Source organism: Niastella sp. OAS944 (genome assembly GCA_024809215.1).
Taxonomy (GTDB): Bacteria; Bacteroidota; Bacteroidia; order Chitinophagales; family Chitinophagaceae; genus Niastella.
The window spans coordinates 1,570,186-1,592,743 of sequence record JANUBW010000001.1; the positions used below are offsets into that span (position 1 = coordinate 1,570,186).

At 42.2% G+C, this 22,558-nt stretch carries 24 protein-coding genes; 12 read left to right on the forward strand and 12 right to left on the reverse strand.

Annotation, left to right across the window (positions count from 1 at the left end):
- Positions 1-58 precede the first annotated feature (58 nt).
- Positions 59-493, forward strand: coding sequence for a PepSY-like domain-containing protein (locus GGD38_RS06135; RefSeq protein WP_375298899.1), 435 nt, complete (start codon positions 59-61; stop codon positions 491-493).
- Positions 494-566: 73 nt separating this feature from the next.
- Here GGD38_RS06135 and GGD38_RS06140 read toward each other — a convergent pair whose 3' ends face one another.
- From GGD38_RS06140 to GGD38_RS06160, 5 genes are all read right to left on the reverse strand, one after another.
- Entirely contained in the window at positions 567-1,352 is a 786-nt protein-coding gene (locus tag GGD38_RS06140) for an acetolactate decarboxylase (RefSeq protein WP_375298898.1), read from the reverse strand.
- A gap of 164 nt (positions 1,353-1,516) precedes the next feature.
- Entirely contained in the window at positions 1,517-2,755 is a 1,239-nt protein-coding gene (locus tag GGD38_RS06145; RefSeq protein ID WP_375298897.1) for a PQQ-dependent sugar dehydrogenase, read from the reverse strand.
- Positions 2,756-2,812: 57 nt separating this feature from the next.
- Positions 2,813-3,574 carry a DUF72 domain-containing protein gene (locus tag GGD38_RS06150; RefSeq protein WP_375298896.1) on the reverse strand — a complete coding sequence of 254 codons (762 nt, stop codon included), beginning with the start codon at positions 3,572-3,574 and terminating at the stop codon, positions 2,813-2,815.
- A gap of 18 nt (positions 3,575-3,592) precedes the next feature.
- Complete coding sequence (locus GGD38_RS06155) at positions 3,593-4,483, reverse strand: hypothetical protein (protein ID WP_375298895.1); 891 nt, start codon at positions 4,481-4,483, stop codon at positions 3,593-3,595.
- Between the two features lie 32 nt (positions 4,484-4,515).
- Positions 4,516-6,393 (reverse strand): 3-oxoacyl-[acyl-carrier-protein] synthase III C-terminal domain-containing protein, encoded by a 1,878-nt coding sequence (locus GGD38_RS06160; RefSeq protein WP_375298894.1) that lies wholly within the window; start codon positions 6,391-6,393, stop codon positions 4,516-4,518.
- A 160-nt stretch (positions 6,394-6,553) separates the two neighbouring features.
- Here GGD38_RS06160 and GGD38_RS06165 point away from each other — a divergent pair, with 160 nt between their 5' ends.
- The 3 genes from GGD38_RS06165 (at position 6,554) to GGD38_RS06175 (ending at position 9,386) form a co-directional block, all read left to right on the forward strand.
- Positions 6,554-7,129, forward strand: a complete 576-nt coding sequence (locus GGD38_RS06165) for a sugar O-acetyltransferase (RefSeq protein WP_375298893.1) — start codon at positions 6,554-6,556, stop codon at positions 7,127-7,129.
- An 80-nt stretch (positions 7,130-7,209) separates the two neighbouring features.
- Positions 7,210-8,748 carry a S41 family peptidase gene (locus tag GGD38_RS06170; protein ID WP_375298892.1) on the forward strand — a complete coding sequence of 513 codons (1,539 nt, stop codon included), beginning with the start codon at positions 7,210-7,212 and terminating at the stop codon, positions 8,746-8,748.
- A 56-nt stretch (positions 8,749-8,804) separates the two neighbouring features.
- Positions 8,805-9,386, forward strand: coding sequence for a CAP domain-containing protein (locus GGD38_RS06175; protein WP_375298891.1), 582 nt, complete (start codon positions 8,805-8,807; stop codon positions 9,384-9,386).
- Positions 9,387-9,446: 60 nt separating this feature from the next.
- Here the strand turns inward: GGD38_RS06175 and GGD38_RS06180 are convergent, their stop codons facing one another.
- The gene (locus GGD38_RS06180) at positions 9,447-10,787 is read right to left on the reverse strand and encodes a serine hydrolase (RefSeq protein WP_375298890.1); all 1,341 of its coding nucleotides are present in this window, start codon (positions 10,785-10,787) and stop codon (positions 9,447-9,449) included.
- A gap of 104 nt (positions 10,788-10,891) precedes the next feature.
- Between GGD38_RS06180 and GGD38_RS06185 the strand changes: the two genes are divergently transcribed.
- Positions 10,892-11,290, forward strand: coding sequence for a response regulator (locus GGD38_RS06185; protein ID WP_375298889.1), 399 nt, complete (start codon positions 10,892-10,894; stop codon positions 11,288-11,290).
- Between the two features lie 1,227 nt (positions 11,291-12,517).
- A complete protein-coding gene (locus GGD38_RS06190) occupies positions 12,518-13,252 on the forward strand; it encodes a hypothetical protein (RefSeq protein ID WP_375298888.1) in 735 nt (244 codons plus the stop codon).
- 40 nt (positions 13,253-13,292) lie between these two features.
- Here GGD38_RS06190 and GGD38_RS06195 read toward each other — a convergent pair whose 3' ends face one another.
- From GGD38_RS06195 to GGD38_RS06205, 3 genes are all read right to left on the reverse strand, one after another.
- Positions 13,293-13,568: a RagB/SusD family nutrient uptake outer membrane protein gene (locus tag GGD38_RS06195; protein WP_375298887.1), complete on the reverse strand. Its 276-nt coding sequence runs from the start codon at positions 13,566-13,568 to the stop codon at positions 13,293-13,295.
- A complete protein-coding gene (locus GGD38_RS06200; protein WP_375298886.1) occupies positions 13,565-14,599 on the reverse strand; it encodes a RagB/SusD family nutrient uptake outer membrane protein in 1,035 nt (344 codons plus the stop codon). The genes GGD38_RS06195 and GGD38_RS06200 overlap by 4 nt, the downstream gene beginning before the upstream one ends.
- A gap of 112 nt (positions 14,600-14,711) precedes the next feature.
- Positions 14,712-14,927 (reverse strand): YwbE family protein, encoded by a 216-nt coding sequence (locus tag GGD38_RS06205; RefSeq protein WP_375298885.1) that lies wholly within the window; start codon positions 14,925-14,927, stop codon positions 14,712-14,714.
- A 118-nt stretch (positions 14,928-15,045) separates the two neighbouring features.
- Here GGD38_RS06205 and GGD38_RS06210 point away from each other — a divergent pair, with 118 nt between their 5' ends.
- On the forward strand, positions 15,046-15,873 hold the full coding sequence (locus GGD38_RS06210) for an SDR family NAD(P)-dependent oxidoreductase (protein ID WP_375298884.1): 828 nt from the start codon (positions 15,046-15,048) through the stop codon (positions 15,871-15,873).
- Positions 15,874-15,901: 28 nt separating this feature from the next.
- Entirely contained in the window at positions 15,902-16,438 is a 537-nt protein-coding gene (locus GGD38_RS06215) for a GNAT family N-acetyltransferase (protein ID WP_375298883.1), read from the forward strand.
- Positions 16,439-16,526: 88 nt separating this feature from the next.
- On the opposite strand, the gene GGD38_RS06220 is transcribed toward GGD38_RS06215, so the two are convergent.
- Positions 16,527-16,715, reverse strand: a complete 189-nt coding sequence (locus GGD38_RS06220; RefSeq protein ID WP_375298882.1) for a hypothetical protein — start codon at positions 16,713-16,715, stop codon at positions 16,527-16,529.
- Between the two features lie 144 nt (positions 16,716-16,859).
- On the opposite strand from GGD38_RS06220, the gene GGD38_RS06225 reads away from it, so the two are divergent.
- From GGD38_RS06225 to GGD38_RS06240, 4 genes are all read left to right on the forward strand, one after another.
- Entirely contained in the window at positions 16,860-17,492 is a 633-nt protein-coding gene (locus GGD38_RS06225; RefSeq protein ID WP_375298881.1) for a DUF4142 domain-containing protein, read from the forward strand.
- A gap of 43 nt (positions 17,493-17,535) precedes the next feature.
- Positions 17,536-18,033 (forward strand): DUF6496 domain-containing protein, encoded by a 498-nt coding sequence (locus GGD38_RS06230; RefSeq protein ID WP_375298880.1) that lies wholly within the window; start codon positions 17,536-17,538, stop codon positions 18,031-18,033.
- An 87-nt stretch (positions 18,034-18,120) separates the two neighbouring features.
- Positions 18,121-18,972 (forward strand): helix-turn-helix domain-containing protein, encoded by an 852-nt coding sequence (locus GGD38_RS06235; protein WP_375298879.1) that lies wholly within the window; start codon positions 18,121-18,123, stop codon positions 18,970-18,972.
- Positions 18,973-19,094: 122 nt separating this feature from the next.
- On the forward strand, positions 19,095-19,643 hold the full coding sequence (locus GGD38_RS06240; RefSeq protein WP_375298878.1) for a carboxymuconolactone decarboxylase family protein: 549 nt from the start codon (positions 19,095-19,097) through the stop codon (positions 19,641-19,643).
- A gap of 47 nt (positions 19,644-19,690) precedes the next feature.
- On the opposite strand, the gene GGD38_RS06245 is transcribed toward GGD38_RS06240, so the two are convergent.
- Both GGD38_RS06245 and GGD38_RS06250 read right to left on the reverse strand, forming a co-directional pair.
- On the reverse strand, positions 19,691-20,941 hold the full coding sequence (locus GGD38_RS06245; protein WP_375298877.1) for an erythromycin esterase family protein: 1,251 nt from the start codon (positions 20,939-20,941) through the stop codon (positions 19,691-19,693).
- 98 nt (positions 20,942-21,039) lie between these two features.
- Positions 21,040-22,558: glycoside hydrolase family 28 protein (locus GGD38_RS06250; protein ID WP_375303780.1), on the reverse strand; the 1,519-nt coding region annotated here is incomplete at its 5' end.

Below are 22,558 nucleotides of genomic sequence, written 5' to 3' on the forward strand. Positions count from 1 at the left end.
TCAACTCTCCTGTTTCCTTGGCTTACTATTTGTAATTCAAATCAGTAAAAAGATGCGTATGAAAAAGATATTCTTTGCAGGCCTGTTGACTGCAGGTTTAATGGCCGGTGCATATGCTCAGGATAACGTGAAAGAAAAAGATGTTCCTGCGGGCATTCAATCAAGTTTTAAAAGCGGCTTCCCCAATGCCAAAGATGTTGAGTGGAAACTGAAGGATGGCAAATACAAAGCTAAGTTTGAAGTAAACGGTCTTGACCATTTTGCAAAGTATGGCGCCGATGGTAAGCTAATTGCCAAAGGAATGAAGATAAGAACATCTGAAATACCTAATGCCGTATCAGCAGCCGTAAAAGAGGCTTATGCAGCAAGAATGGTTGATGATGTATACAGAGTAGATAAAGACGGCGCAGCTTTTTACCTGGTGAAATTGAAAGGAGATCCTGAAACAAAGGTTTTATATACCGCTGATGGCCAGGTAGCAAAAATGGACTAAGTACAACAGCTAAAAAATTACTTAAGCAAACTCCGGGAGGTTTCACATCCCCGGAGTTTGTTATTTATGGTCTTTATTGCTTCTTATCGCCGCGTTCTACACTTTTGATATCTTCCGCCCTGTTCTTTTTAAAATCGAATTGCTCAAAATCTCTGCTCGGTGGTACATGTACCGTATAACTGTCGAGCACATCAATTTCAATGGTGATGTTTTCAGCCTTTACATCGATGATATGTCCGCCGGCATCTTTTTGTGCAGCTAAAAAATGGAAATGATAACCCGAGATATTCGTGTTATCCATAAATGAAGGCAGGCGATAACCTATCAGATCGCCCTGTACATTGTTGAACTCAAAAAAATGTTGCAAAGGTAACATAGCAGCAAGTGGCGTATGATCATGTGCCTTTACCGGTGGGAAGGCCCTCGTTTTTATGTAATTAAACTTACCGCTAATATGAATAGCATACATACCATTTACATTTGTAAGAACACTATCTAATAAATGTAAAAGCCCTTCTTTGTTAAGGGCGCTGTTGATGGCGATCTTTTTATCGGCCTTAAAGAAGTTGACCATAGCAAAAGGCGTTAACTGACGGTCATCTACGGGAAAAGTCTTGCCTGAATGCTGGGTTTGATAGATCCTGCCCTGGAATACCACCAACTCCCCATCGAGCTTATCAGGCGCACCAAGGCCAAAATTACCATGCTGTTTAAGTGAGCTATAAGGATAGTTACCATCGTAAAGCCCGCCTATTAACCCGGCGCCAATGCCTACTGTAAACAGATTGTTATGAGCTACCTGAGCATATGAAACAGCAGTAAAAAAGATCGCTGCTAATAAAGTTATTGTTACACGCATGTATACAGTAATATTTTAGAACGCAAATATATCGCTGATAATATAAATTGAAGTTATAGTGGTTTGGCGGCGGCTGATAAACAAAGTAGACATTCCTTAAATAAAGAAAGGTGGGTCTTCTCGACAGCGTCGCTATCAAGAAGACCCACCTTCTATAAAAAGAATTATTTCTTTCTTATCCGGTACATTCTACCCGCATCAGTAACCGCATATAATGCGCCGTCTTTACCAACAGTAACATCTCTAAAACGCTGACCTTCCTTGTCAAGGATCCTTTCTTCACCAACCACTTTGTTGTCTTTAATAACCAGTCGCACAATGTGATTACCGCTCAATGCGCCAATAAACAAATTGTTTTTCCATTCGGGCATATTGTTGCCGGTGTAAAAGGTCATGCCGCTGGGCGATACAACCGGGTCCCAGTAATAAACCGGTTGCTCAAGCCCTGCCTGTTGGGTTTTGGCTTCGCCTACTTTTTCACCACTGTATTCAATGCCATAGGTGATGGTTGGCCAGCCGTAATTTTTTCCGGGAACAATACGGTTTACTTCATCGCCGCCACGGGGACCAAATTCATTCTCCCACAAATCACCGGTTACAGGGTTCCAGGCCAGTCCCTGTACATTGCGATGCCCATACGAATAGATCTCTGGTCTTGCATCTTTCTTACCCGCAAAAGGATTTCCACTCGCCGGCTGCCCGTTTGTAGTTATACGAACTATTTTACCCAGTCCCGAATTAAGCCATTGCGCCTGCGGTCTTGTTTCAAGATCTGAGCGTTCGCCGGTGCTTACTACCAGGTTACCTGATTTATCGAATAAAATGCGTCCACCATAATGCAGATTGCTATTATGCGAGGGAGTAGCACGATAAATGACTGTAGCATTTTCAATTTTTTGTTCGTCATTGGCCAGCTTGCCTTTTGCAACACTTGTTTGTGTTCCATTACCAGCATTTTCAGAAAATACCCAATACACCATTCTGTTTTTGGCAAAAGAAGGGTCGAGCGTTATACCCAACAAACCGCCTTGTCCCCTGCTGTTCACTTCCGGTATACCGGTAATGGGGTTACCCGCTTTTCCTTCAGTTGTTACAATGCGCATAGTGCCCCCCTTTTGGGTAATGAGGAAACGCCCATCGGGCATTACTGCAATACCCCACGGATTTTTAAGATCAGAAGTGATCACCACTCCTTCATACGGCGTTTTTGTGATCACGCGGCCAATACGCGTTTGTCCCTTAAAGGCAGGTTTGTAAGTTGAATTGGGCTTTTGGGTTTCCACAGGCGACAGCGTATCGCTGCCATTCACAGCATCAGGATTGGCGCCTTCAACCTTTGGCTGGCTACCATCGCTACAGGCCACTGCTATTGCAAAACCGATCGTTAGTCCGAGTTTAAACATATTAATGATTTTTTATTTGAGGGCGATATTTAAAGGTAATGTATTTAGCATCAATGTTTACACCTTACTATGTGCAGGGGCAGAAAGCTTTTTGACCAGCGCTTTTAAGGTAACGGCATTTAGCGCCGCATATCCTTCCTGGTCGTTATCAAAATAAACATACACGGTCTTTTTCTGCCTTTGCCATTCCCAACATTGTTTAGCCCACTTTTTGAGGGCGGCTTTACTATAACTTCCCTGATATTTGTTCTCGGCAGGGCCATGCAAACGCACATAAACAAAATTGGCTGTAACTTTTACCGGCGATATGTGCCCACCCAATTCATAAATGCAAAAAGCACAATTATAGTCTTGTAACAGTTTATAAACCTCTTCAGTGTACCATGTTTCATTTCTAAATTCAAATACATAATCATATCCCTTTGGCAACGCCGCAAGGAACTCCCTCAGCCGTTCATGATTAACTTTCCACTTTGGTGGCAACTGAAATAAAATGGGGCCTAATTTTTCTTTTAGCGCCAGAATGCTGTTGAATAGTCTTGTTAATGGTTCTTTTGGCCTTAACAGTTTTAAATTATGGGTAATGAACCGGTTTGCTTTTATGACGAATAAGAAGTTCCGCGGAGAATTTTTATACCAGCCTTCAAACACTTCCCTGGGCGGCAGCTTGTAAAATGAATTGTTTATTTCAACCGTATCGAAGTGATTGGTATAATATTCGAACTGATGTTTTACATTGGTACCAATGGGATAAAATGTCCCCAGCCAATGTTTATAATGCCATCCCGATGTGCCTATGAATATGCTCGCTCTGGCCATATAATAAACACAAAAAAACTATGCCATCCGCTGCGCTTCCAATTTCTTCTGCACCAATAATGCATGTAACACTTCTGTTGACAGTCCATGTAGCGTAAGCCTGAACGCTGCCGTTGTTGTAGGCAAAGGGATCATGGGATGTTTGTTATTTAACGCCACCAATTTCTCAGGACAGTTCAATATAGTAGCAGCATATAACCCAATCACTTCATCGAGCTGCAATGAGTTTGACGCGCGCCAGAAATCATTATCCGTTAAAAAAAATTGATACACCGGGGTGAAGATCTCAATGGCATTTGCCAGATCAAGACAGTTGGTCCATTTATCGCGAAAGTGTGCAAAGGGAAAACTATCGTCGGTGGTAATGGCGCTGTAATCGGGCGCTTCAACTTTTTGAATAGTGGTACCACTACTCTCCATGGCCTTATTGAGATTGATAATGAAATTATACAAATTCAGATCGTGCTGCAGGAACAGGTTATCTTTTACCGCATTCAGGTCCATCGGTTTTAAAGGATGCATGGGTATATCCTCTATATTCTTTACGTTATCCTTTATAAACCGCAACACTTCTGACCCCAATACAAAATGGCGCAGGATAAGGTAATTTGCTTCGGGCGTTATAAAGTATTTCATACCCACATACAAACTCCGGTGCAACATTTTTGGCGCATTTATCACATTGGGCACAATGGCTTTGAACACCTGCAGCAACATAATGCCCAACCGCGCAAACACCCGTACAAATGGATACAGGAATTGCTTTGTTTTGCGACTTGAATCGTAGAGGAACGCCGCTTTGGCATCGGGACTGAACGGAATGCTTTTATCAAGGAACAGGGCATGCCAGTGACTGGGGTCCCGGGGATCGTTTACCAGTTTCTCAAAGTATTCGCGTTTATGTAGCATAAAGAATTGTTTTTTGTTAACGCTGCTCAAACTTAATAATTGCCCAGCTCCTGCAATTGCATGGTGTATAACCGGGCAGTTATTTTAGCGGTCTTTACAATTTTAGCAGCTATGGCTTCCTGTAACAGATCAGATTGAATGGCTTTTTCAAAACGTTCAAAATGGTTATCGTTGGCATCGCTTGTTTCGTGGTAAATAAAGAACGACACCTGGTCGTCATTCAATTGCAACTGCTCCTGAATGGCCCTTCCCCATTTACCAGCCAGCCTGTTACCCAAGCCTTCAATGATAAACATACCGCCCAACAGATCGAATGGATTGGGTTGACTGGCCTTATGAAACATAAATGCGCTTAATGCTTCGCTGCCAATATTCTTTTCGCCCTGGCGTAATTCTTCATTGGTGCCGCCACATGCAAGATAATTCTTCTCCAATATCTGGTAATCGCGGTGCTCATCGCGCGAATGGGTAATGAATGCAGAGCGAATGTCGAAGTATTCTATAGTGATATTCGAAGCAGCGCGGGCAATCCATTGCGAACCGTCAATAACCTGTTGCCGCAGGTTCACCAGTAATAATTTATAATCATCGAGGGTTAGCGAACCGTTGTAGATCTTTTGTACAATGGGCACCTGCCGTAAGCTGGATTCAAAATCAACCCATACCGAAGTTAGTTGGCGTACCAGCCATTCCTGCACAGGTTGCCCCGCAGTGCGAATAACAGGCGCTTCAATAACATCAGTGGTATGTATTGAAACAGCAGGCACGGCCGCCGCAGGTGCAACTACCGTTAATTGCATATAGGAGGTAATGAAGCGCCCGCTTTCAGGCACCATGCAAATGAGTTTTTGGTTGGCCTTTAGTTTGCCCGAGTACAACAGTTCTTCCAGCATCAAAAAAATACTTGCAGCACCTACATTGCCTTTTGTATGCAGGTTGGTAAACCATTTTTCGGGCGCAATAGTGCAACCGCCTTTTTGTAACAGGTCAACGATCTGTGGTCTGAAGTATTCTGATGAATAATGGCAAAGCAACCAATCCAGCTGGTTAGGATCTATCCGCCCTTCATCGATCAGTTGAAAGAAATGTTGTACACCCAATGGTACAATGTTCTGTACCAATTTCAGGTCCTGCTTAAGGTTTATGGCCGAATCATTATCAGCAGCGCTGAATGAGTTGTAGTTCATCCAGCTTCCTTTTCCATTTTTCTTATTAATACCCGCATACATACACACATCGAACAAATGCGCATGCGAACGAATATCTATCCAGTCAATTTGCAAACTTAATTGATGCCGCGAAGGCTGGCTTTCCAGCAACAGGGCGCCGGCACCATCAGACAACATCCAGCGCAAAAAATCTGTTTCCAGGTCCAACGCATTTTTCTCTTTCACCAATTCCTGTTGTTCAAAACGCTGTGCCTTAAACATGCGGCTGGGCAATTCGCCGGCACAGGCAATGGCTTTGGCAGCCTCACCTGTTTTTACATGCAGCCAGGCATTTTTTATGGCCATCATACTGGCTGCGCATACACTTTGGTGACTGGCAATTTCGCATTGCTCCAATTGCGCATCAGCATGTACCATACTGGCAAAACCGGGCACAGGAAGATCGCCCTGAGTGGTAGCAGCGGACAAAAACCGGATGTCTTTTTTTGCAATACCGGCTTTTTGTAAACAGCTTTGAATGGCGGTGGCAGTCATACCACTTACGGTATGCGTAGTTTGCTGATTTTTATCGATGGCATAATAGCGGGTGGTAATTCCATTTTGTTTCAGCATTTTTTGTTTGGTACGAGAGGGTTTGCCAAACAGATAACCAAGGTATTCCTCTACTTCATCATTTAAAATGGGCGCACCGGGCAAATAGGCGCCGGCCGCTGTAATATAAACAGGGTTTTGGGAGCTCATAAATTAAATAGTGTTTTAGATACCGCTGCTATTAACTTATTAAGAAAGAATATATTGCAGCAATATCTGATATAAGTCGAAAAAAGCCGGGGGTATTACTTAAATAAATGTTAAGCGTTCTGCATAATTAAGCGGGCACGATTTTTACGGATAAAACAACATGAAAACAGAAAAAGAAAAAATGCTTGCGGGCGAGTTGTACGATGCATTGGATGCACAACTTTCTGAAGACAGGCTAAAAGCCAGACTGCTCATTAAAGAATTGAACGACTCGCGTGAAGACCAAACAACAGAACGCCTTCGGCTCTTAAAAGAACTTATTCCCAATGCCGGGGAAGGCCTTTGGCTACAACCACCATTTTATTGCGACTATGGTTATAATATCAAACTGGGTGAAAAAGTATTTTTCAATTTCAATTGTGTGGTGCTCGATGTAGCACAGGTAACCATCGGCAGCCGTACCCTGTTTGGCCCCAATGTACAGATCTATACAGCCACCCACCCCATAGATCATAAAGTAAGAGCTTCGGGACTTGAATTTGCCAAACCCATTACCATTGGTGAAGATGTATGGGTTGGCGGTAGTGCGGTTATTTGCCCGGGTGTAAACATTGGCGACAGAAGCGTAATTGGCGCCGGAAGCGTAGTGACCCTGGATATTCCCGCCGATGTATTTGCAGCAGGTAATCCATGCAAGGTGATCAGGCATTTGACGGAGGAGGAACAGGCGAAATAATATTACTGATGATATTTCCGTAATTTCATGCGAACGCGTTTGCGTAAACGCATATCAATTACAAGACATATCACAGTCACATGAAAAAGCTACTGCTTCTCTTATTCATAGGCCAACAGGTATGGGCACAACCAAAAACTGAAAATACCAAACCGGTTGACAGCCTTACCATCTTTAATAAACAACTGTCGGCCGACCAAATGAAACAGGACCTGAAGTTGTTCAGGGACATCAGGGAAAAGGCGAACTCCGGTTTATACCGCTACAGAACTAAAAAACAAATTGACAGCATTTACCAATGGGCTTTTAAAGAAATAAAAAAGCCACTTTCTACACTAGACTTTTACAAGATCATTTTACAACTGACCGATATTGAAGGCAGTTGTCACAATTATACCGAGGTAGAAGCCTCGCTGGTAAGTTATTTAAACCGGCAGCGCGCATTTTTTCCTTATGCAGTGAAATATATTGAAAGCAAAATGATCTTCAATAGCATTACCGATCAAATACCGGTAGGCAGCCGTATTACAAGCATCAATGGCATTGCTGATACCGACCTTATGAAGTCATTCTATAAATATATGCCGGCCGATGGTTTTACCGTATCGCAAAAATTAACAGGTAGTGTTAACGGCAGCTATGGGCTTCGCTATCTATTGGAATATGGCCTTAAAGACAGTTTTGCCATCACCTTTCAGGCACCCGGTTCTACTTTGAAGAAAACGGTTACTGTTCCCAGCGTATCGCTTGAACAACGCCAGAAAAATTTGGTGCAGCGTTATAGCGCCCGGGTCGACAGTGTTATTGATTACAGAGTACAGCCCAAGTATAGCTTTCGAATGATAAACCCTACAACGGGTTTGCTGAACTTACGCATTTTCAGCATGGCAACCGGTAGTGATGACCCTGCATTTGCCGTATATGTTCGTTTTATTGATAGTGTTTTCAATGAACTAAATAAGAACGGGGTGTATAACCTTATTATGGATATACGAAGCAATCCCGGTGGCAGCGATCCTACTTTTGAGCAACCGATGATGTACCTTACAGATAAAACGTTTAAAGAAAACAATCTGGCGTATATCATATTTGATAGCTTACCTTACCAACAGTACTTCTGGGGCACCTCAACAGCTTCAAGAATAACCGCACAGGAATTAACAGAAGGAAAAAAGATGCTCAAAGATTATTTTCCTTCTTTACAAAACGGCAGAAATGTACAGAACGAAAAATACAATCCTGTTTACCACCCCAAAAGCCCGGCGTTTAATGGCAGGCTGTATTTATTGATAGATGAAAACACCGCTTCTGCCGCTTCGCACCTGGCTTCATTGGTAAAAGCCTATGGTCGTAACACAACCATTGTTGGGGTTGAGACCATTGGCGGTTATTATTATCATAATGGTCATATGTCGCTTATTTATGAGCTGCCCAACTCAAAAATAAAAACCAAGTTTTCCATCGTATACGTGGTGCAGGATGCGGTGGTAAAACCCGATCAACCCGAAGGAAGAGGAACTATGCCTGACCACGAAGTATGGCCCACCTTTGATGATTTTATGCAGAACCGCGATACACAAATGGAGTTTGTTTTGAAGCTGATCAATGAACATAAATAAATTTTAACTATTCCCTATTGCCTGTATCAGGATCTTATTTTATTTTACCGGCAACTATGAAAAAAATGCTGGCATATTGCCTATTGATCATTAGTACCGCTTTTTTACTGAGCGGTAAACCGGTACAGGTAACCGATAAAGCTCAATTGACCGCAGAAGAATTGAAACTGTATAATCTTGTAACAGCTTACAGATCGGCCAATGGGTTACCCGCCATTCCGCTTTCAACATCATTAACATTTGTTGCTCAAATACACGCCAAAGATCTTGATGAGAATCGTCCTGATACAGGCAACTGCACCATGCACAGCTGGTCTAACAAAGGCAAATGGCAAAGCTGTTGCTACACAGCCGATCATGCGCAAAAACTTTGCATGTGGAATAAGCCGGCAGAACTCACTTCTTATACGGGTAAGGGTTTTGAAATAGCTGCGCAGTATTCAGAAGGTATGGATGCAAAAAGAGCGCTCGACCTGTGGAAAGCTAGCCAGTTTCATAATGCCGCCCTTTTAAATGCAGGCCCCTATAAAACAAAATGGAATGCCATGGGAATTGGCATTTATAATAATTATGCGGTCATATGGTTTGGTCATGAAATCGATAAGGAGGGTGAACCCGCAAGGCCCGCCAAACGCTAATAAATTCTTTTTACATGATAAAAAGATCCCCGGCTGTACCGGGGATTTTTTTATCATAATCTATTTGATCTTCGGGCATTTTACTTCCATTCCACGCTGGTATAAAATAAACCCATCTATCTCCTGTTTATCGTTACGGGTGAATTTAAGGCGGATATCATGTTCTTTTACAAAAAAATGATCTTCCTTTTCGGCATTTAAAACAGATGACGGCTGATTGGTTGGACTGGCTATCAGCTGCCCATCTTTTAATGTTATGGAAAGATCTAATCCTTCTTTGATGGTATATTCGCCAACATATTGTTTCAGTTTTTCTTCGGGTAAGGTGATCGCCTTTTTGGCCTGGGGTATTGTATATGGTTTGTTGTACAGAATGGCGTAAATATTATTTGTTATTTCAGTAAGGGCTGGTGAAGAGTTATTTGATAATAATACGATGCAAATATCATCTGCAGGCAGGCGGCTGAAATTAGAGGTGAACCCATGAATGCCACCGCCATGCATCATCACTCTTTTTCCATATAAACTGTCAATTCCCCAGCCATAGCCATACTTGTTCATTACAGGCGTATACGCTTTTTCCTGTTGGGCGCTGGTAAGCACTATATTCTTCATCAAACCCTGGTGCCAGCGTAGCAGGTCACCTGTTGTTGAATAAATGGCTCCGGCCGCAAAAGACACTGAGGAATCAACGATGGGCGCAGTGAGGGTATCTTTTTCATTTACGGCAAAATAACCGGTTGATTTTTCTTTACTCTGTAAGTGAGTAAAATCAAAACCACTGTGGGTCATTTTAAGTGGGGTAAAGATGTAATCATGCACCACCTGCTCATAATGCTTTTTGGTTACCGATTCAATAATATAACCAAGCAACAAATAAGCGCTGTTTGAATAACTCCATTTGGTGCCGGGCGAAAAATCGAGTGGTTTATCCTGGAACAGCGGCATCAACTTTTCCTTACTGGCCGGTTTGGTGACCTCGTTCTTCATAAACATTCCGTCATTGGTATAATTATAAATACCGGAAGTGTGCAGCATCAGGTTTTCGATGGTAATACTATCGCCTTTGGGGAATTTTGGAAAGTATTTACTAATGTGATCCTGAACATTCAGCTTTTTTTCTGCCTGCAATTTGAGAATAATGGCCGTAGTAAACTGTTTGGTAACCGACCCAATTTGAAAAATGGAGTTTTTGTCGTGCAAAACGTGGTTGGCAACATTCCGGTAACCGTAACCCTTGTCAAGCAAAACGGTACCGCCTTTTGATACCAGCACGGTGCCATTGAATTTATTTAGAGCAGTATAAGCCTGTAGTAGCGTATCTAACCGTGGGGATATATCCTGGCAGAAACTCACCAAAGAACTGCAGAGGGCAACCAATACAATAGTATATTTTTTCATATGAAATATTTAAGCGTACCTATTCGACGCAAATTCCCCAATGTTGTTACAGTCCCTGGCACACTTTTTTAATTGGGTACTTTACAAACCACATTCTTAAGCATATGAAAGCTAAAACTGCAAAAGCTGCCCCCAAAAAAGTACTGATCGTTGAAGACGAAGGCGATCTTTGTTTATTACTGAACATATTACTCGATGGAAAAGGGATGGAAGTGGAGCATGTGCAAAGCCTGGCCAAAGCCGAAGAATTTCTGCAACAGGAACAACCCTCATTGGTATTACTCGATAATCGTTTACCCGACGGGTTCGGGATCGATTATATAAGTGTTATAAAAAAACAACATCCGTCAACGAAGATAATTATGATCTCCGGGGTTGATGCAGCAGCCTGCGACGTTGCCCTTGAGAATGGCGCCGATGTGTTCCTCAAAAAACCGTTTACGCGCGCTGAGTTGTTTAAATCGGTAAGTGAAGTTTTGAATAACGAAAAACAAACTGCGTAAGCTGGCAGTATTAATTTCGTACTATTAGTTACACCAATATAAGCAAGAAAGGCTCCGTAATGGAGCCTTAATATTTTTTAGTCGGGTCACATACGCTTTTCTTAAGTTGCTATTTATTCCATACCGGTTGCTATTTATACAATTTCCCTGGCTAATTATAAGTTATTCGTTGTTTATTATGGATCGCTCCGCAGTTAGTATAGTATTTCCCTAATTTAAAAAATGGATCAGGAACTTACTATGAGTCGTCAGTAGCAAACATTATACGTTCGCGGGCAAATTATGGCTCTTTGGTAATTAATTTACGATCGTATGTTCCCACCTTACGATCTTATTTGGCTATTTATGTGGCATAAAATCAAATTGATGAATTGAAATTGCGCACCAATGAACTAACATTAGATACAAATACTCCCCAAAAAGCTACTGGTAACTCATAGTTAGTTACCGACGATGCATCATAAGTTACTAACGTTGCATCATAAGCTACTAACGGATCATTCTTGGTTACTGATGGCGCATAAAGTCAGAGGACGATTCAATGTTTGGAAACACGGGTGCAATAATAAAGCGAATAGTTTAAAACTTGAACTACATAACCTGCACAACAAATTAGTACAGCAAATCTGCGCTAACGGAAACAGTAAAACGCTGATAAAACGGTAATGAAAATACGCTCACATTGACAAGCATCAATAAGTTTCAAAACAACGCGGTGTTTTTTTGTACGAGAAAGAAGGGAAAGCGATATTTACAATACTCCCGGGAAACAACACAACCACATTTATAATACTTAAAACAATTACCATGAAGAAATTCATGCGCATTGCCATGGTCATAATTATATTATGCATCCTGGCAAGGATGATCGAGCGTTGGTAGTAAAGGATACTACTTTTTTATAGTTATGTAACACCTGGAGATCGTTTCTTCAGGTGTTTTTCCTGTTTTATTAATGACAAACCTGATTGCTCTTTTTTAAAAGCAATCAATTATTTATTTTCATGTGTTTATTGGGGTGATCTTATAAAAGGTCACCTACCAAACTTTTGAGTATGGTAAACGCAGAGAAAACTGACAAACTGGACCGGCGCCCTATTGGAGCTACTGGCTTTACCAGTATTTCAAAGATAAGAAAGTTTTCCATTTTCCAAAACACGTTTAGAATAATTGGAAAATAATTGATTTTTCTCAATAAAACCGATTTCCAAATCAGCAAATCTCAACATGGCCAAAAGAAAGGAATTCCCTGATTTTGAAGAGCTGAAGAATATAATTGTATCTACAACAAAACGCCTGGAGGCTCATTATAAAATGACTACCAGCCAGATAGCATATAAAATAGGAGTAAAAGCTACTTCTTTCTTTAAATACGCAATAGGAAAGCTGCCCGAAACTAAACCTGAGCTGGTTAGACAAATGGCGCTTGATCTGCAAAAATTGGAAAATGAAAAAAAATTGGAAAAAGATCCAATCAGGGCTACCAACCGGGGGCTTAAATCAAAACCTCCCTCCCGGGTTGAAGAACAGGAATTATTATCGTGGGTGCTGGTTCCTTTACAATTAGACAAAGCATTAGAGCCTTATCATGGTGAATGGAAAATATTGGGAGTTCCCTTTGTGTTTAACGGGTATAAAGCAATTATTGGCGAGCCTATTGATTCTGATCAATTTAAAGATGCAGATTGCCAGTTTTTAACAGAAGAGTCGTCCGCAGAACCCGAAATTAGGGCTGGGTGGAAGATCGCTATCAAAAGGATTGATATAAAAAACTGCGAGTGGGGAAAATATCATTATATCATCGATATAGACAATCATACGCATCTAAGAAGAATTTATCATAATGGAGATGGAACATATCGACTGATGGCGGAAACCAATAAATATCCATACATAACGTTAGCTCAAAATGAAATTGAAGCCGTTTTTTCGGTGGTGAAAGTTACATTTAAACCCAATTAAAAAGCTCCTTATATGGAGCCTTTTAATTAATTATTTTCTTCTAATTCACCCCCGGCACCGGAAACTTCTCCCACACATCATCATTCGGCCTGTCTATAGGCAAAGTATTTAACCGGTTGTAACGACGCATATCAACCCAATAATGCCCTTCAAATGCAAGTGAATAACGGCGCTGGTTTAACATTTCATTTATTAATGAAGCCTGCGATATACCGCCGGCATATGGTGAGAGGTTATGGCCTGTTCTTATCCTGTTAAGCGCAACTAATCCATCTGTAAACTGATTGTTTTGAATTTTTGCTTCCGCATATATCAATACAACTCTTCATTTCGAACGACCGGTATGCTTGTTACATTAACAGGATAGATCCAGATGTCGCGATTGGAACTTAATCCGTCCTGGCTCTTTGTACTAGTGCGTAAACTTGTTTTTCCTATGCGGTCATCGCCGGCAGTTATACCTGTAGCAAACGATGGATGTGCCAAACGAACATTCTCCGTTTCGTTCTTTGTAATAAAGCAGGGATTCAATATATCGCCCTGGAAAGTTGCAAACGCATGTTTTGGGCCAGCATTAGGATCACCATTTAAATTAAAGAACGATTCATTTAATGCAGTTAATGCAGCTGCCCATTGTTGACGATAAACGGCCACTCTTGCGGCCAGCGCCCGATTGATCTTAATAAATCCTGATGCATCGCTATAATCCTGGAAGCCGGTTGGTAAGGGAGGTAAAGCAGAACCTGTTAACACAACTTTAGCTTCATCAAGAAAACGGGCTACTGAATCAAGTGCTGCCGGTGCTGGTACCACAGTTGCCGAATCGGGCCTGCCGCCCAACAGATTTATGTAAATGCCATTGGTATTCGTGAGATTTAAATTCATGAGCAACTCATGCGCAAGAATGGTTTTTGCAATGCCAGTATACCCCCGTTTTTCTGCATCTGTAATTCTGGTTGACCGGCCAGCTTCTACAATTATATTCACAGCTTCTTTTACCACTTTATAGCGGGCCTGCCAGGGAGCCGTAATATAAAATTGATTATTACTTAGCGTTACGCTGCCACTACCTAACAGGTCTGTTGTATATCGTACTTCAGTAGGTGAAAAACGGTATATCTCACGGCCTGTTATACCTGTAGCATCAAAATAAGTATCCAGTGAAAGACGCATGTCGAGGACCATGCTGGTAGTTAATTCATTCAGCTGTTCTTTGGTAAGATTTAGCGCCGGGGGTGCCGGAGGTGGTGGTGGATCTGCTTTTTTATCTTTTTTACATGCCTGCAGGCCTAAGACCAACAACGCCGTTGCCACCAGCGTTTTGAGTACAGGATAATTTTTTTGCATAGAGAATGGTTTGATTACCTGATGCTGAAAATAGGGTATTTCGTTGCAGCTTCGTTACTGTTTTTTGAGTGATTTATAAAAAGTTGTCATGAACTGCCAATACCCGCAACCGTTAATCTTCACCATCAGGATCAACAACGTCTGTCTCTGCCACGCGGCCAACCTGCCCATCTTCCAACCGCACTTTTATTCCTCTTGAGTGATAAGCTGCGGAGGTTAACAGGTCTTTTACGATGCCATAAGTTAGTTTTCCACTGCGCTGGTCTTTTTTGAGAATGATCGCCACTTCCAAACCTGGATAAATGTCTTTTCTATATTGACCGTTCATGATAATTGTTTTTAACAACCGCAAAAATACAGTTTGTCGCAATATCCCCCTGCGATTGTCGGGATATGCCCTTTTTAAAAAACGTTTAAATTGTAGGTTTACGTAGATAATCTTAGCTATGCTTCAAAATAAAAATGCCGTAATATACGGAGCCGGCGGTTCATTGGGCGGAACCGTTGCCAAAGCACTTGCCCGGGCCGGCGCCCATGTATTTTTAACCGGCCGCACATTAGGGCCCTTGGAGAAAATTGCCGGCGAAATTCGTTCGGCAGGCGGCAAAGCCGCAGTGGCTCTTGTTGATGCGCTCGATGAAATTGCTATTACCAATCATTTGAATGAAGTGCTGCAACAGGCAGGCACTGTAGACATCTCTTTTAACGCAACCGCCACAAAGGTGGTGCAGAATATTCCCCTGGTAAATATGACCGTAAATGATTTTATTGATCCCATTACCAATATGATGCGAACACGGTTTATGACCGCTGTTGCCGCAGGGAAGATCATGATGCAACAGAGCTCAGGCGTTATATTATCGCTCACTGCAACGCCCGGCGGCATTGGTTATCCTTATACCGGTGGGTTCGCGCCGGCATGCACCGCCATTGAAACGCTATCACAAAACCTGGCTTCCGAATTAGGCGTTTATGGCGTTCGTGTCGTAAATATGCGTTCCGGCGGCTCACCCGATTCCCAGGTTTTTAAAGATGCAATTAGCAACGACCCGCAAGGAATGGAGCTTGTTCTCAATAAAATGAAAGCAGATACGATGCTGAAAAAAATGCCCCTGATGGCCGACATTGCCAACGTTGCGGTATTTCTATCTTCTGACATGGCTGCCGGTATAACCGGCGTTACTATTGATGTTACCTGTGGCACCACTGCCGCTCTTAACTACAGGGTTAGTGCTTTAACCAATGCCCGCAATAGCCAAACCCTTGCTTCGTAAATAAGGCTTTTCTGCTAACTTTGCCTCAATGAAAACCTTTGCCGAAACAGAAAGACTGATCTTAAGAGAAATACTCCCCTCTGACGTTGACGGATTTTTTGAAATGGACTCCGACCCCGACGTGCATACTTATGTAGGTAACGAGCCTTTACAAACGAAAGAACAGGCAGCAGCTGCTATTCAATTTATAAGGCAGCAATATATTGATAATGGCATTGGCCGCTGGGCAGTGATCAATAAAAAAACAAATGAATTCCTGGGGTGGGCCGGCCTTAAACTTATTACCGAACCAATCAACAACCACAATAATTTCCTCGACCTGGGTTACCGGTTTATAAAGAAACACTGGGGACAGGGTTACGCATCCGAAGCAGCAATAGCATCAGTTGCGTATGCGTTTAATGAAATGCAGGCTAATGAAGTATATGCGCATGCTCACATTGACAATGTTGCTTCCAATAAAATACTAACCCGAACCGGGCTGATATTTATAGAATCATTTGTACACCATAACATTCCATGTAACTGGTATAAAATTGATCGCGTAACTTTTGAACGTAAATAAACAGGGGCAGTCGTTGCACGAAGACTGCCCCTTTACTTAGTTTTAAAGGTTGCCTTAATTACTCAATACGGGGTAATATTTCCAACCGTTATTGATGATCTTTATTTTGCGATGGTTTCTCGCTTCTATGGTCTTTCTTATTGTGGGTAGTATCATCACCTTTTGTCTCCTGCTCTTCGTTTTTCCTACTATCAAGATTATCTTTATTTTCCGGTCGCATATGCCTGTCTTTTTGCACTTTAGCGTTAGGCGATGGCATTGTTTCATTCTTTTTCATACAATATTCATTTATATTATTGTATCAATTTATTTGCCATACACTTACTGCCATTATTCATAGTTCCGCCATTCATATGGCCTGGCTTTTGAGGGTTATACAAGGAGAATTGTACGCTATTTTATACTATTAAAATGTTTAACTATGAGACAATTAATTTGTATAATGCTTATAGCCGGTTTTGTGGCATGTAAGGACAAACAGCAAGACAGTGTCAGAATTGCCAAGGAAGTTAATAAAGACAAAGCCGACACAGGCTCAAACATCTCCATGAATGAGGATAAGGAGTCAACCACTTTAGCTGTTGAAAAAAAAGAAGCCGATTTTTCAGTTGAAGCAGCCAATGGTAATATGATAGAAGTTCAATTGGCAGCACTGGCTAAAACAAAAGCAGTAAATAAAAGAGTTAGAAATTTTGCAGCCATGATGATAGAAGACCATAATAAGATCAATGCGGAACTTAAAAGAATAGCAACAGCTAAAAACATTACGTTACCGCAAGCTCTAAGCGATGAAGCTAAAAATGATATAGAAAAGCTTAGTAAAAAAGATAAGGCAGACTTTGACAGAGCGTATATAAACATGATGGTTACCGATCATAAAAATGACATTGACAAGTTTGAGAACATGGCAAAGGATTGTAAAGACCCGGCATTGAAAAGTTTCATTACAGAAACATTACCTATACTAAAGAAACATCGTGATTCAGCCAACGCCCTCGACAAATTGTTTGTTACAGGAACTCAGGAACCTACACCAGTGCCTTATTATAAATAATGCAATGGCATATCAATTGCAATCCATTATTTAAAACATAGTTATGCCAGAGAAGAAGACGATAAGACGTGCGCAACGTGATAAACGCCAGGGCAAATCACCAGGCACGCAGGCGGGCGAGTTTGTGCATGATGAAATAAAAAAGATAAGAAAAGGCAAACATGGCGCCAGATCGGCCAGGCAGGCAATAGCTATTGGCTTGTCGGAAGCACGGCGTGCGGGTGTTGATCTGAAGCCACCAAAAAAGGGTACCACTTCAGAAAAAACCCGTAAGAGTGCAGAACGTGCCTATGAAAAAGGTCAGAAACACGAACCTATTTCCAGGAAACGGTCACAAGCAAGAGTAAAAGCGTTGAAGCGCGAGCCAACGTCTACCGTTTCGCATGATGCGCTTTCAAAACAGGCAAGAACAGCAGCGAAGAAACGCTCGGCCACCTCCCGTTCTGCTGCCGCAAAAAAAGCAGCCCGAACAAAAGGACCTCGTGTACGATCAGCTGCTGCAAAGAAAGCCGCCCGTACCAGGAAGCGTAGATTGTCATAAGGGCTATCAATATAAAAAAGCGGGTCATTTACCAATTGGTGAATGACCCATCTTTTTTACTTAATTTGCTCCCCTATTCTACCACACATGAAACTGTCGTACAAGAATTTTAAGACCACCGGCGAATGCCGGCTGATATTTGAAGAACCGGCATTTGACTGGCAGTTCTATGGAAGAGACCGCAAGGACATACTACTCACAATAGCCTGGAATAAAGGCGAGGCGCAAAAGATTACCATCGACAATATTGAATATGATTTCCCCGCCAATACCATCCTGAGTTTGATGGTCAATCAAACCTTTCATTTTTCGCATTCAACCGATATCGTTGCCTGGCAGTTCAACCGGGAATTTTATTGTATCATCGACCACGATAAGGAAGTTAGTTGTGTTGGTTTTTTATTCTTTAACACGCAACAACAGATGTTCATTAACCTGAACCCAGAGAACACCCATAAGACAGACCTGCTACAACAAATGTTCATTGAGGAATTTGAAACTGTTGACAACATCCAGGAAGACATGCTTCGCATGCTGTTAAAAAGGTTGATCATTATTGCCACCCGTTTGGCCAAGACCCAGTATGTTCCCGCACAGGTTATAAACGACCCCAAGCTGGATATCATTCGCCAGTTCAACGTGCTGGTTGAAACGCATTACAAAAAAGAACATAGCGTTAAGTTTTATGCCGACCAAATAAACCGCTCGCCCAAAACCCTTTCGAACCTGTTTGCTTTATATAATAACAAATCGCCCCTCACCATTATACAGGACCGCATTGTACTGGAAGCTAAACGACTTTTGCTGTATACCGATAAATCGGCCAAAGAAATAGCTTATGACCTGGGTTTTGAAGATGCAGCCTACTTCAGCAACTTTTTTAAAAAGAATACCGAGTTTACCCCCTCCGATTTTCGCAGTAACGGGGTAGTTTCCTAACAAAAAACCAGGTCAAGGGAAAAAACTACAAGTCTTCGGGAAATGTGTCCATTTTTACAAGGCCTTTTGATTTGCAATTTTACATCGTCAATAACGACAAGCAAATCAAAAAACTAAATAAAATGAAAACGTTCACAGTTCCTACAAGAGAAGAAGTTTCACCAGCCAACCAAGCTATTTTCGATACCCTGAAAAAGAAATTAGGCGTGGTACCAAACCTGTTTGCCACTATGGCTTATTCAAATAACGGATTGGCCAACTACCTTACCCTGGCCAATGGCCCCTCTTCACTTACTGCCAAAGAAAAAGAAGTAGTGAATTTGGCTACCAGCCAGGCTAATAATTGTGAGTACTGTTTAGCGGCCCACACTGCCATTGGTAAGTTAAATGGTTTTACCAATGAGCAAATACTCGAGATCAGATCGGGCGCCGTTTCTTTCAATGATAAATACAATGCACTGGCTGCACTTGCCAAAAGCTTTGTTGAGAACTTTGGTAAACCCAATGCATCAATATTGAATAACTTTTTTGAAGTGGGTTATACCAATGAGAACCTGGTTGATACCATTATATTAATTGGCGATAAAACCATCACCAATTATCTGTATGGCGCCACCAAAGTTCCGGTTGATTTTCCTGCGGCGCCAGCGTTGGTGGGTGAGGTTGCGTAATACGATAAAGGTGGGTCCCCCTTCAAGGGGGCTCACCCTTTTCCTTCTTACACTCCAAACGGATATGTCTCCGGCATTTGATGCCCCGTAGATAAATGCAATGGATGCAGGGCTTTTGTTGAGTCAATGTATATAAATGCATCGTATCGCTGGCTCATAACAGTAGGCACATAGTTGCCATATTTTTCTCTGCCGGGGTGATATACCACGCCAATGGCCCGGTGATCTGTTTCCGTATCATACATTTCATCCGTTTCTTCGTCAAAAAGCATATACCTGTCGTTTGTACCAAGCCGGTGTAACCGTTCTTCTATACTTTCTTTTTTGGCCGGCGGCACATCCATTTCTTCCATGGGTGCGCCCCATGCATCGCCCGCTATAACAGTACCTTTATAACTTCCAAAGCCAACAAGATAAATGTCATCATCGCCATATTTTTTACGGGCCAGTTCGCCAATATTTATCATACCTGCATGCATCATATCTGTGGCTCTTGCATCACCAATATGGGTATTATGTTCCCACACTATACCTTTTGTTCCCGGCCCATGAAACTCAATTAACCGCTCCAGCGTTTCCATCATATGGGTATCCCTGATGTTCCAGCTTTCATTATCAAAGCCTATCAGGCTGCTGTAATATTTTTCGGCATTTACTGCAATAAGAGCGTTTTGTTCTGCATTAAAACCTGCTTCGCGATCACCATCGAGAAATTGCGCCTTCATACTAACCTCTTTAAGCATTGACAAAACCTTATCGCGACAATTATGCTCTTTTAGCGAATAAGCATATGTATGTTCACGTTCCCTAAATGGCTCAAAACAATGGATAGCATTTTTTACTGAAGCGGAAGCGGCAGGATCTTCTTTATCGAGGTAGTTTACCATGGCCTCCATGGAGTCCCAAAGGCTGTAAACATCCAAACCATAAAAACCGGCTTTCTTATCTATACTTTTATGGCTGTTATATTCACGTAACCATTCGGCCAGGGCTGCCACTTCCCAATTGGCCCACATCCAGGTAGGCCAGCGATCAAAGGCCTGCAGTACATCCCGGGTATTGTTTCCGGCATCTTTATAGCCTTTTACATAGCGGTTTATTTTGTAGCAATCTGGCCAATCGCCTTCCACGGCAATGAAGTTGAAACCATGTTCTTCTATCAATCTTTTTGAAATGGCTGTTCGCCATGTGTAATATTCATGTGTGCCATGCGATGCTTCTCCAAGCATTACCACCATTCGTTCACCAGCAGCATTTATCAATGCATCCAGATCTTTTGCGTTGCTTAAATTATACATCTTCTTATTTAAGCAATTGCCGCAATTATTGCGCCACCTTAAGCCAATAGGCAATGGGCAATTTGCAATTGGCAAGGGATGCAGATTTTCGTGACCTTTCAGTAATCGCGAACTTCAAGCTTCTTCACATCTTTTGTTATAAGGCCTGGTGGCCTGCTGCTACCTTCTACCTTCACCTGCTGCATGCTGAGGTGATCGATATCAATAGCAGCAAAGGCCGGCCTTGGGTCGTACTGCATATTAACCAACGAAATATCTGTTATTGAAATATTTTTTACATGCCGCATAAACAACCCGTACACGGGTAAATTTTTCCAAACAGTGGGTTCGGGATATCCTTTTTCATCTTCTGCCACGCTATCGACCTTTGAAATAAATTCGCCCGGCTTCAGGCCACCCCTGTTCACCAGGCGAAGGCGGCTCAACGAAATGTTTTCGATCTTAGCGGCGCTTACCCCTGTTATGGATGCAGTATAATTGCCCGTATTATAAGCTGTAATATTTGTAATGCTGATGTTGCGCATGGTACCTAATGGCGGCGCCGGTGCATCAGGATTATGTTTACGCGCCCTATTGCCCAACCGAACATATATGGGGCACTCTGTTTCTTCTATAACAATATCGTGCACCTGCACCCCTTCCATAATACCGCCATCTACAATCTCCAACGAAATACCACTTATGCCAATATTCGTTCTGCCGAAAATTGGCGGCACTTTACTTTTCGATCGCTTTACAATACAATTACCAATGTTTATATTTTTAAAACCTCCTGTTGATTCGGTGCCACATTTAATGGCATTGGTAAAACTGCTTACAATGCAGTTGATGATGGCCACATTTTCGCAACCGGCCTTACCGGTGCTTTTCAGTACAATGGCATCGTCGTCTGAATCGATGATACAATTGGATACCACTACCCGGCGGCAACCGTCTATATCCAATCCGTCGTTGTTGCGGTTGCAGTGATTATACACCCTGATATTACTTATCTGTACATCTTCACAATTGAGGTAATGCTGATTCCATATGCCGGCATTCAGCATGGTAATTCCATCTACCAGTACATTGTTGCACGATATAAATAGTAAGTTCCTTGGCCTGCCATCGAGGTCGCCGCCAGAGTGAGATCGTGGTATTTGTGTTGCCCCTTGTCCGTCTATGGTCCCATAACCTGTTATGCGAATATTTGTTTCCCCTTCGGCGTATAGCAATGCATACCAGCCGCCGGGGTCTTTTTGCGAACGGTATGCCGGTTGCGCCCTTCGGGTAATATCGTTGGTATCGGTACTGGCATATATAACCGATCCGCTTTCTAAATGCAATTCCACGTTGCTTTTCATTATGATGGTGCCGCTTTTATAATTGCCCGCAGGCACCACTACCCTGCCACCCCCATGGCTGTTACATGCTGCAATTGCTTTATTGATAGCCTCTGTGCTTAACTGGCTGGTGTCGTTTTTGGCGCCATAGTCAATAATGTTGTATTGTGCGGTTACGGGTGAGGTGATCACCAGAAACAAAAAGATGTAAACGATTATTTTCATAATAGGCAGCTTGATCATTCGGCAATCGGCAATCGTGAATCGTGAATGGCCTCGCGAAACGTAAAACGTG

What these genes read in the sequence shown, in the direction of transcription:
- GGD38_RS06170 (WP_375298892.1), top strand. Translation starts at nt 7,210, where the DNA reads ATGAAAAAGCTACTGCTTCTCTTATTCATAGGCCAACAGGTATGGGCA.
- GGD38_RS06140 (WP_375298898.1), bottom strand. Translation starts at nt 1,352, where the DNA reads ATGCGTGTAACAATAACTTTATTAGCAGCGATCTTTTTTACTGCTGTT.
- GGD38_RS06215 (WP_375298883.1), top strand. Translation starts at nt 15,902, where the DNA reads ATGAAAACCTTTGCCGAAACAGAAAGACTGATCTTAAGAGAAATACTC.
- GGD38_RS06145 (WP_375298897.1), bottom strand. Translation starts at nt 2,755, where the DNA reads ATGTTTAAACTCGGACTAACGATCGGTTTTGCAATAGCAGTGGCCTGT.
- GGD38_RS06205 (WP_375298885.1), bottom strand. Translation starts at nt 14,927, where the DNA reads ATGAACGGTCAATATAGAAAAGACATTTATCCAGGTTTGGAAGTGGCG.
- GGD38_RS06160 (WP_375298894.1), bottom strand. Translation starts at nt 6,393, where the DNA reads ATGAGCTCCCAAAACCCTGTTTATATTACAGCGGCCGGCGCCTATTTG.
- GGD38_RS06245 (WP_375298877.1), bottom strand. Translation starts at nt 20,941, where the DNA reads ATGTATAATTTAAGCAACGCAAAAGATCTGGATGCATTGATAAATGCT.
- GGD38_RS06240 (WP_375298878.1), top strand. Translation starts at nt 19,095, where the DNA reads ATGAAAACGTTCACAGTTCCTACAAGAGAAGAAGTTTCACCAGCCAAC.
- GGD38_RS06190 (WP_375298888.1), top strand. Translation starts at nt 12,518, where the DNA reads ATGGCCAAAAGAAAGGAATTCCCTGATTTTGAAGAGCTGAAGAATATA.
- GGD38_RS06180 (WP_375298890.1), bottom strand. Translation starts at nt 10,787, where the DNA reads ATGAAAAAATATACTATTGTATTGGTTGCCCTCTGCAGTTCTTTGGTG.
- GGD38_RS06185 (WP_375298889.1), top strand. Translation starts at nt 10,892, where the DNA reads ATGAAAGCTAAAACTGCAAAAGCTGCCCCCAAAAAAGTACTGATCGTT.
- GGD38_RS06155 (WP_375298895.1), bottom strand. Translation starts at nt 4,483, where the DNA reads ATGCTACATAAACGCGAATACTTTGAGAAACTGGTAAACGATCCCCGG.
- GGD38_RS06210 (WP_375298884.1), top strand. Translation starts at nt 15,046, where the DNA reads ATGCTTCAAAATAAAAATGCCGTAATATACGGAGCCGGCGGTTCATTG.
- GGD38_RS06225 (WP_375298881.1), top strand. Translation starts at nt 16,860, where the DNA reads ATGAGACAATTAATTTGTATAATGCTTATAGCCGGTTTTGTGGCATGT.
- GGD38_RS06150 (WP_375298896.1), bottom strand. Translation starts at nt 3,574, where the DNA reads ATGGCCAGAGCGAGCATATTCATAGGCACATCGGGATGGCATTATAAA.
- GGD38_RS06220 (WP_375298882.1), bottom strand. Translation starts at nt 16,715, where the DNA reads ATGAAAAAGAATGAAACAATGCCATCGCCTAACGCTAAAGTGCAAAAA.
- GGD38_RS06230 (WP_375298880.1), top strand. Translation starts at nt 17,536, where the DNA reads ATGCCAGAGAAGAAGACGATAAGACGTGCGCAACGTGATAAACGCCAG.
- GGD38_RS06175 (WP_375298891.1), top strand. Translation starts at nt 8,805, where the DNA reads ATGAAAAAAATGCTGGCATATTGCCTATTGATCATTAGTACCGCTTTT.
- GGD38_RS06165 (WP_375298893.1), top strand. Translation starts at nt 6,554, where the DNA reads ATGAAAACAGAAAAAGAAAAAATGCTTGCGGGCGAGTTGTACGATGCA.
- GGD38_RS06135 (WP_375298899.1), top strand. Translation starts at nt 59, where the DNA reads ATGAAAAAGATATTCTTTGCAGGCCTGTTGACTGCAGGTTTAATGGCC.
- GGD38_RS06235 (WP_375298879.1), top strand. Translation starts at nt 18,121, where the DNA reads ATGAAACTGTCGTACAAGAATTTTAAGACCACCGGCGAATGCCGGCTG.
- GGD38_RS06200 (WP_375298886.1), bottom strand. Translation starts at nt 14,599, where the DNA reads ATGCAAAAAAATTATCCTGTACTCAAAACGCTGGTGGCAACGGCGTTG.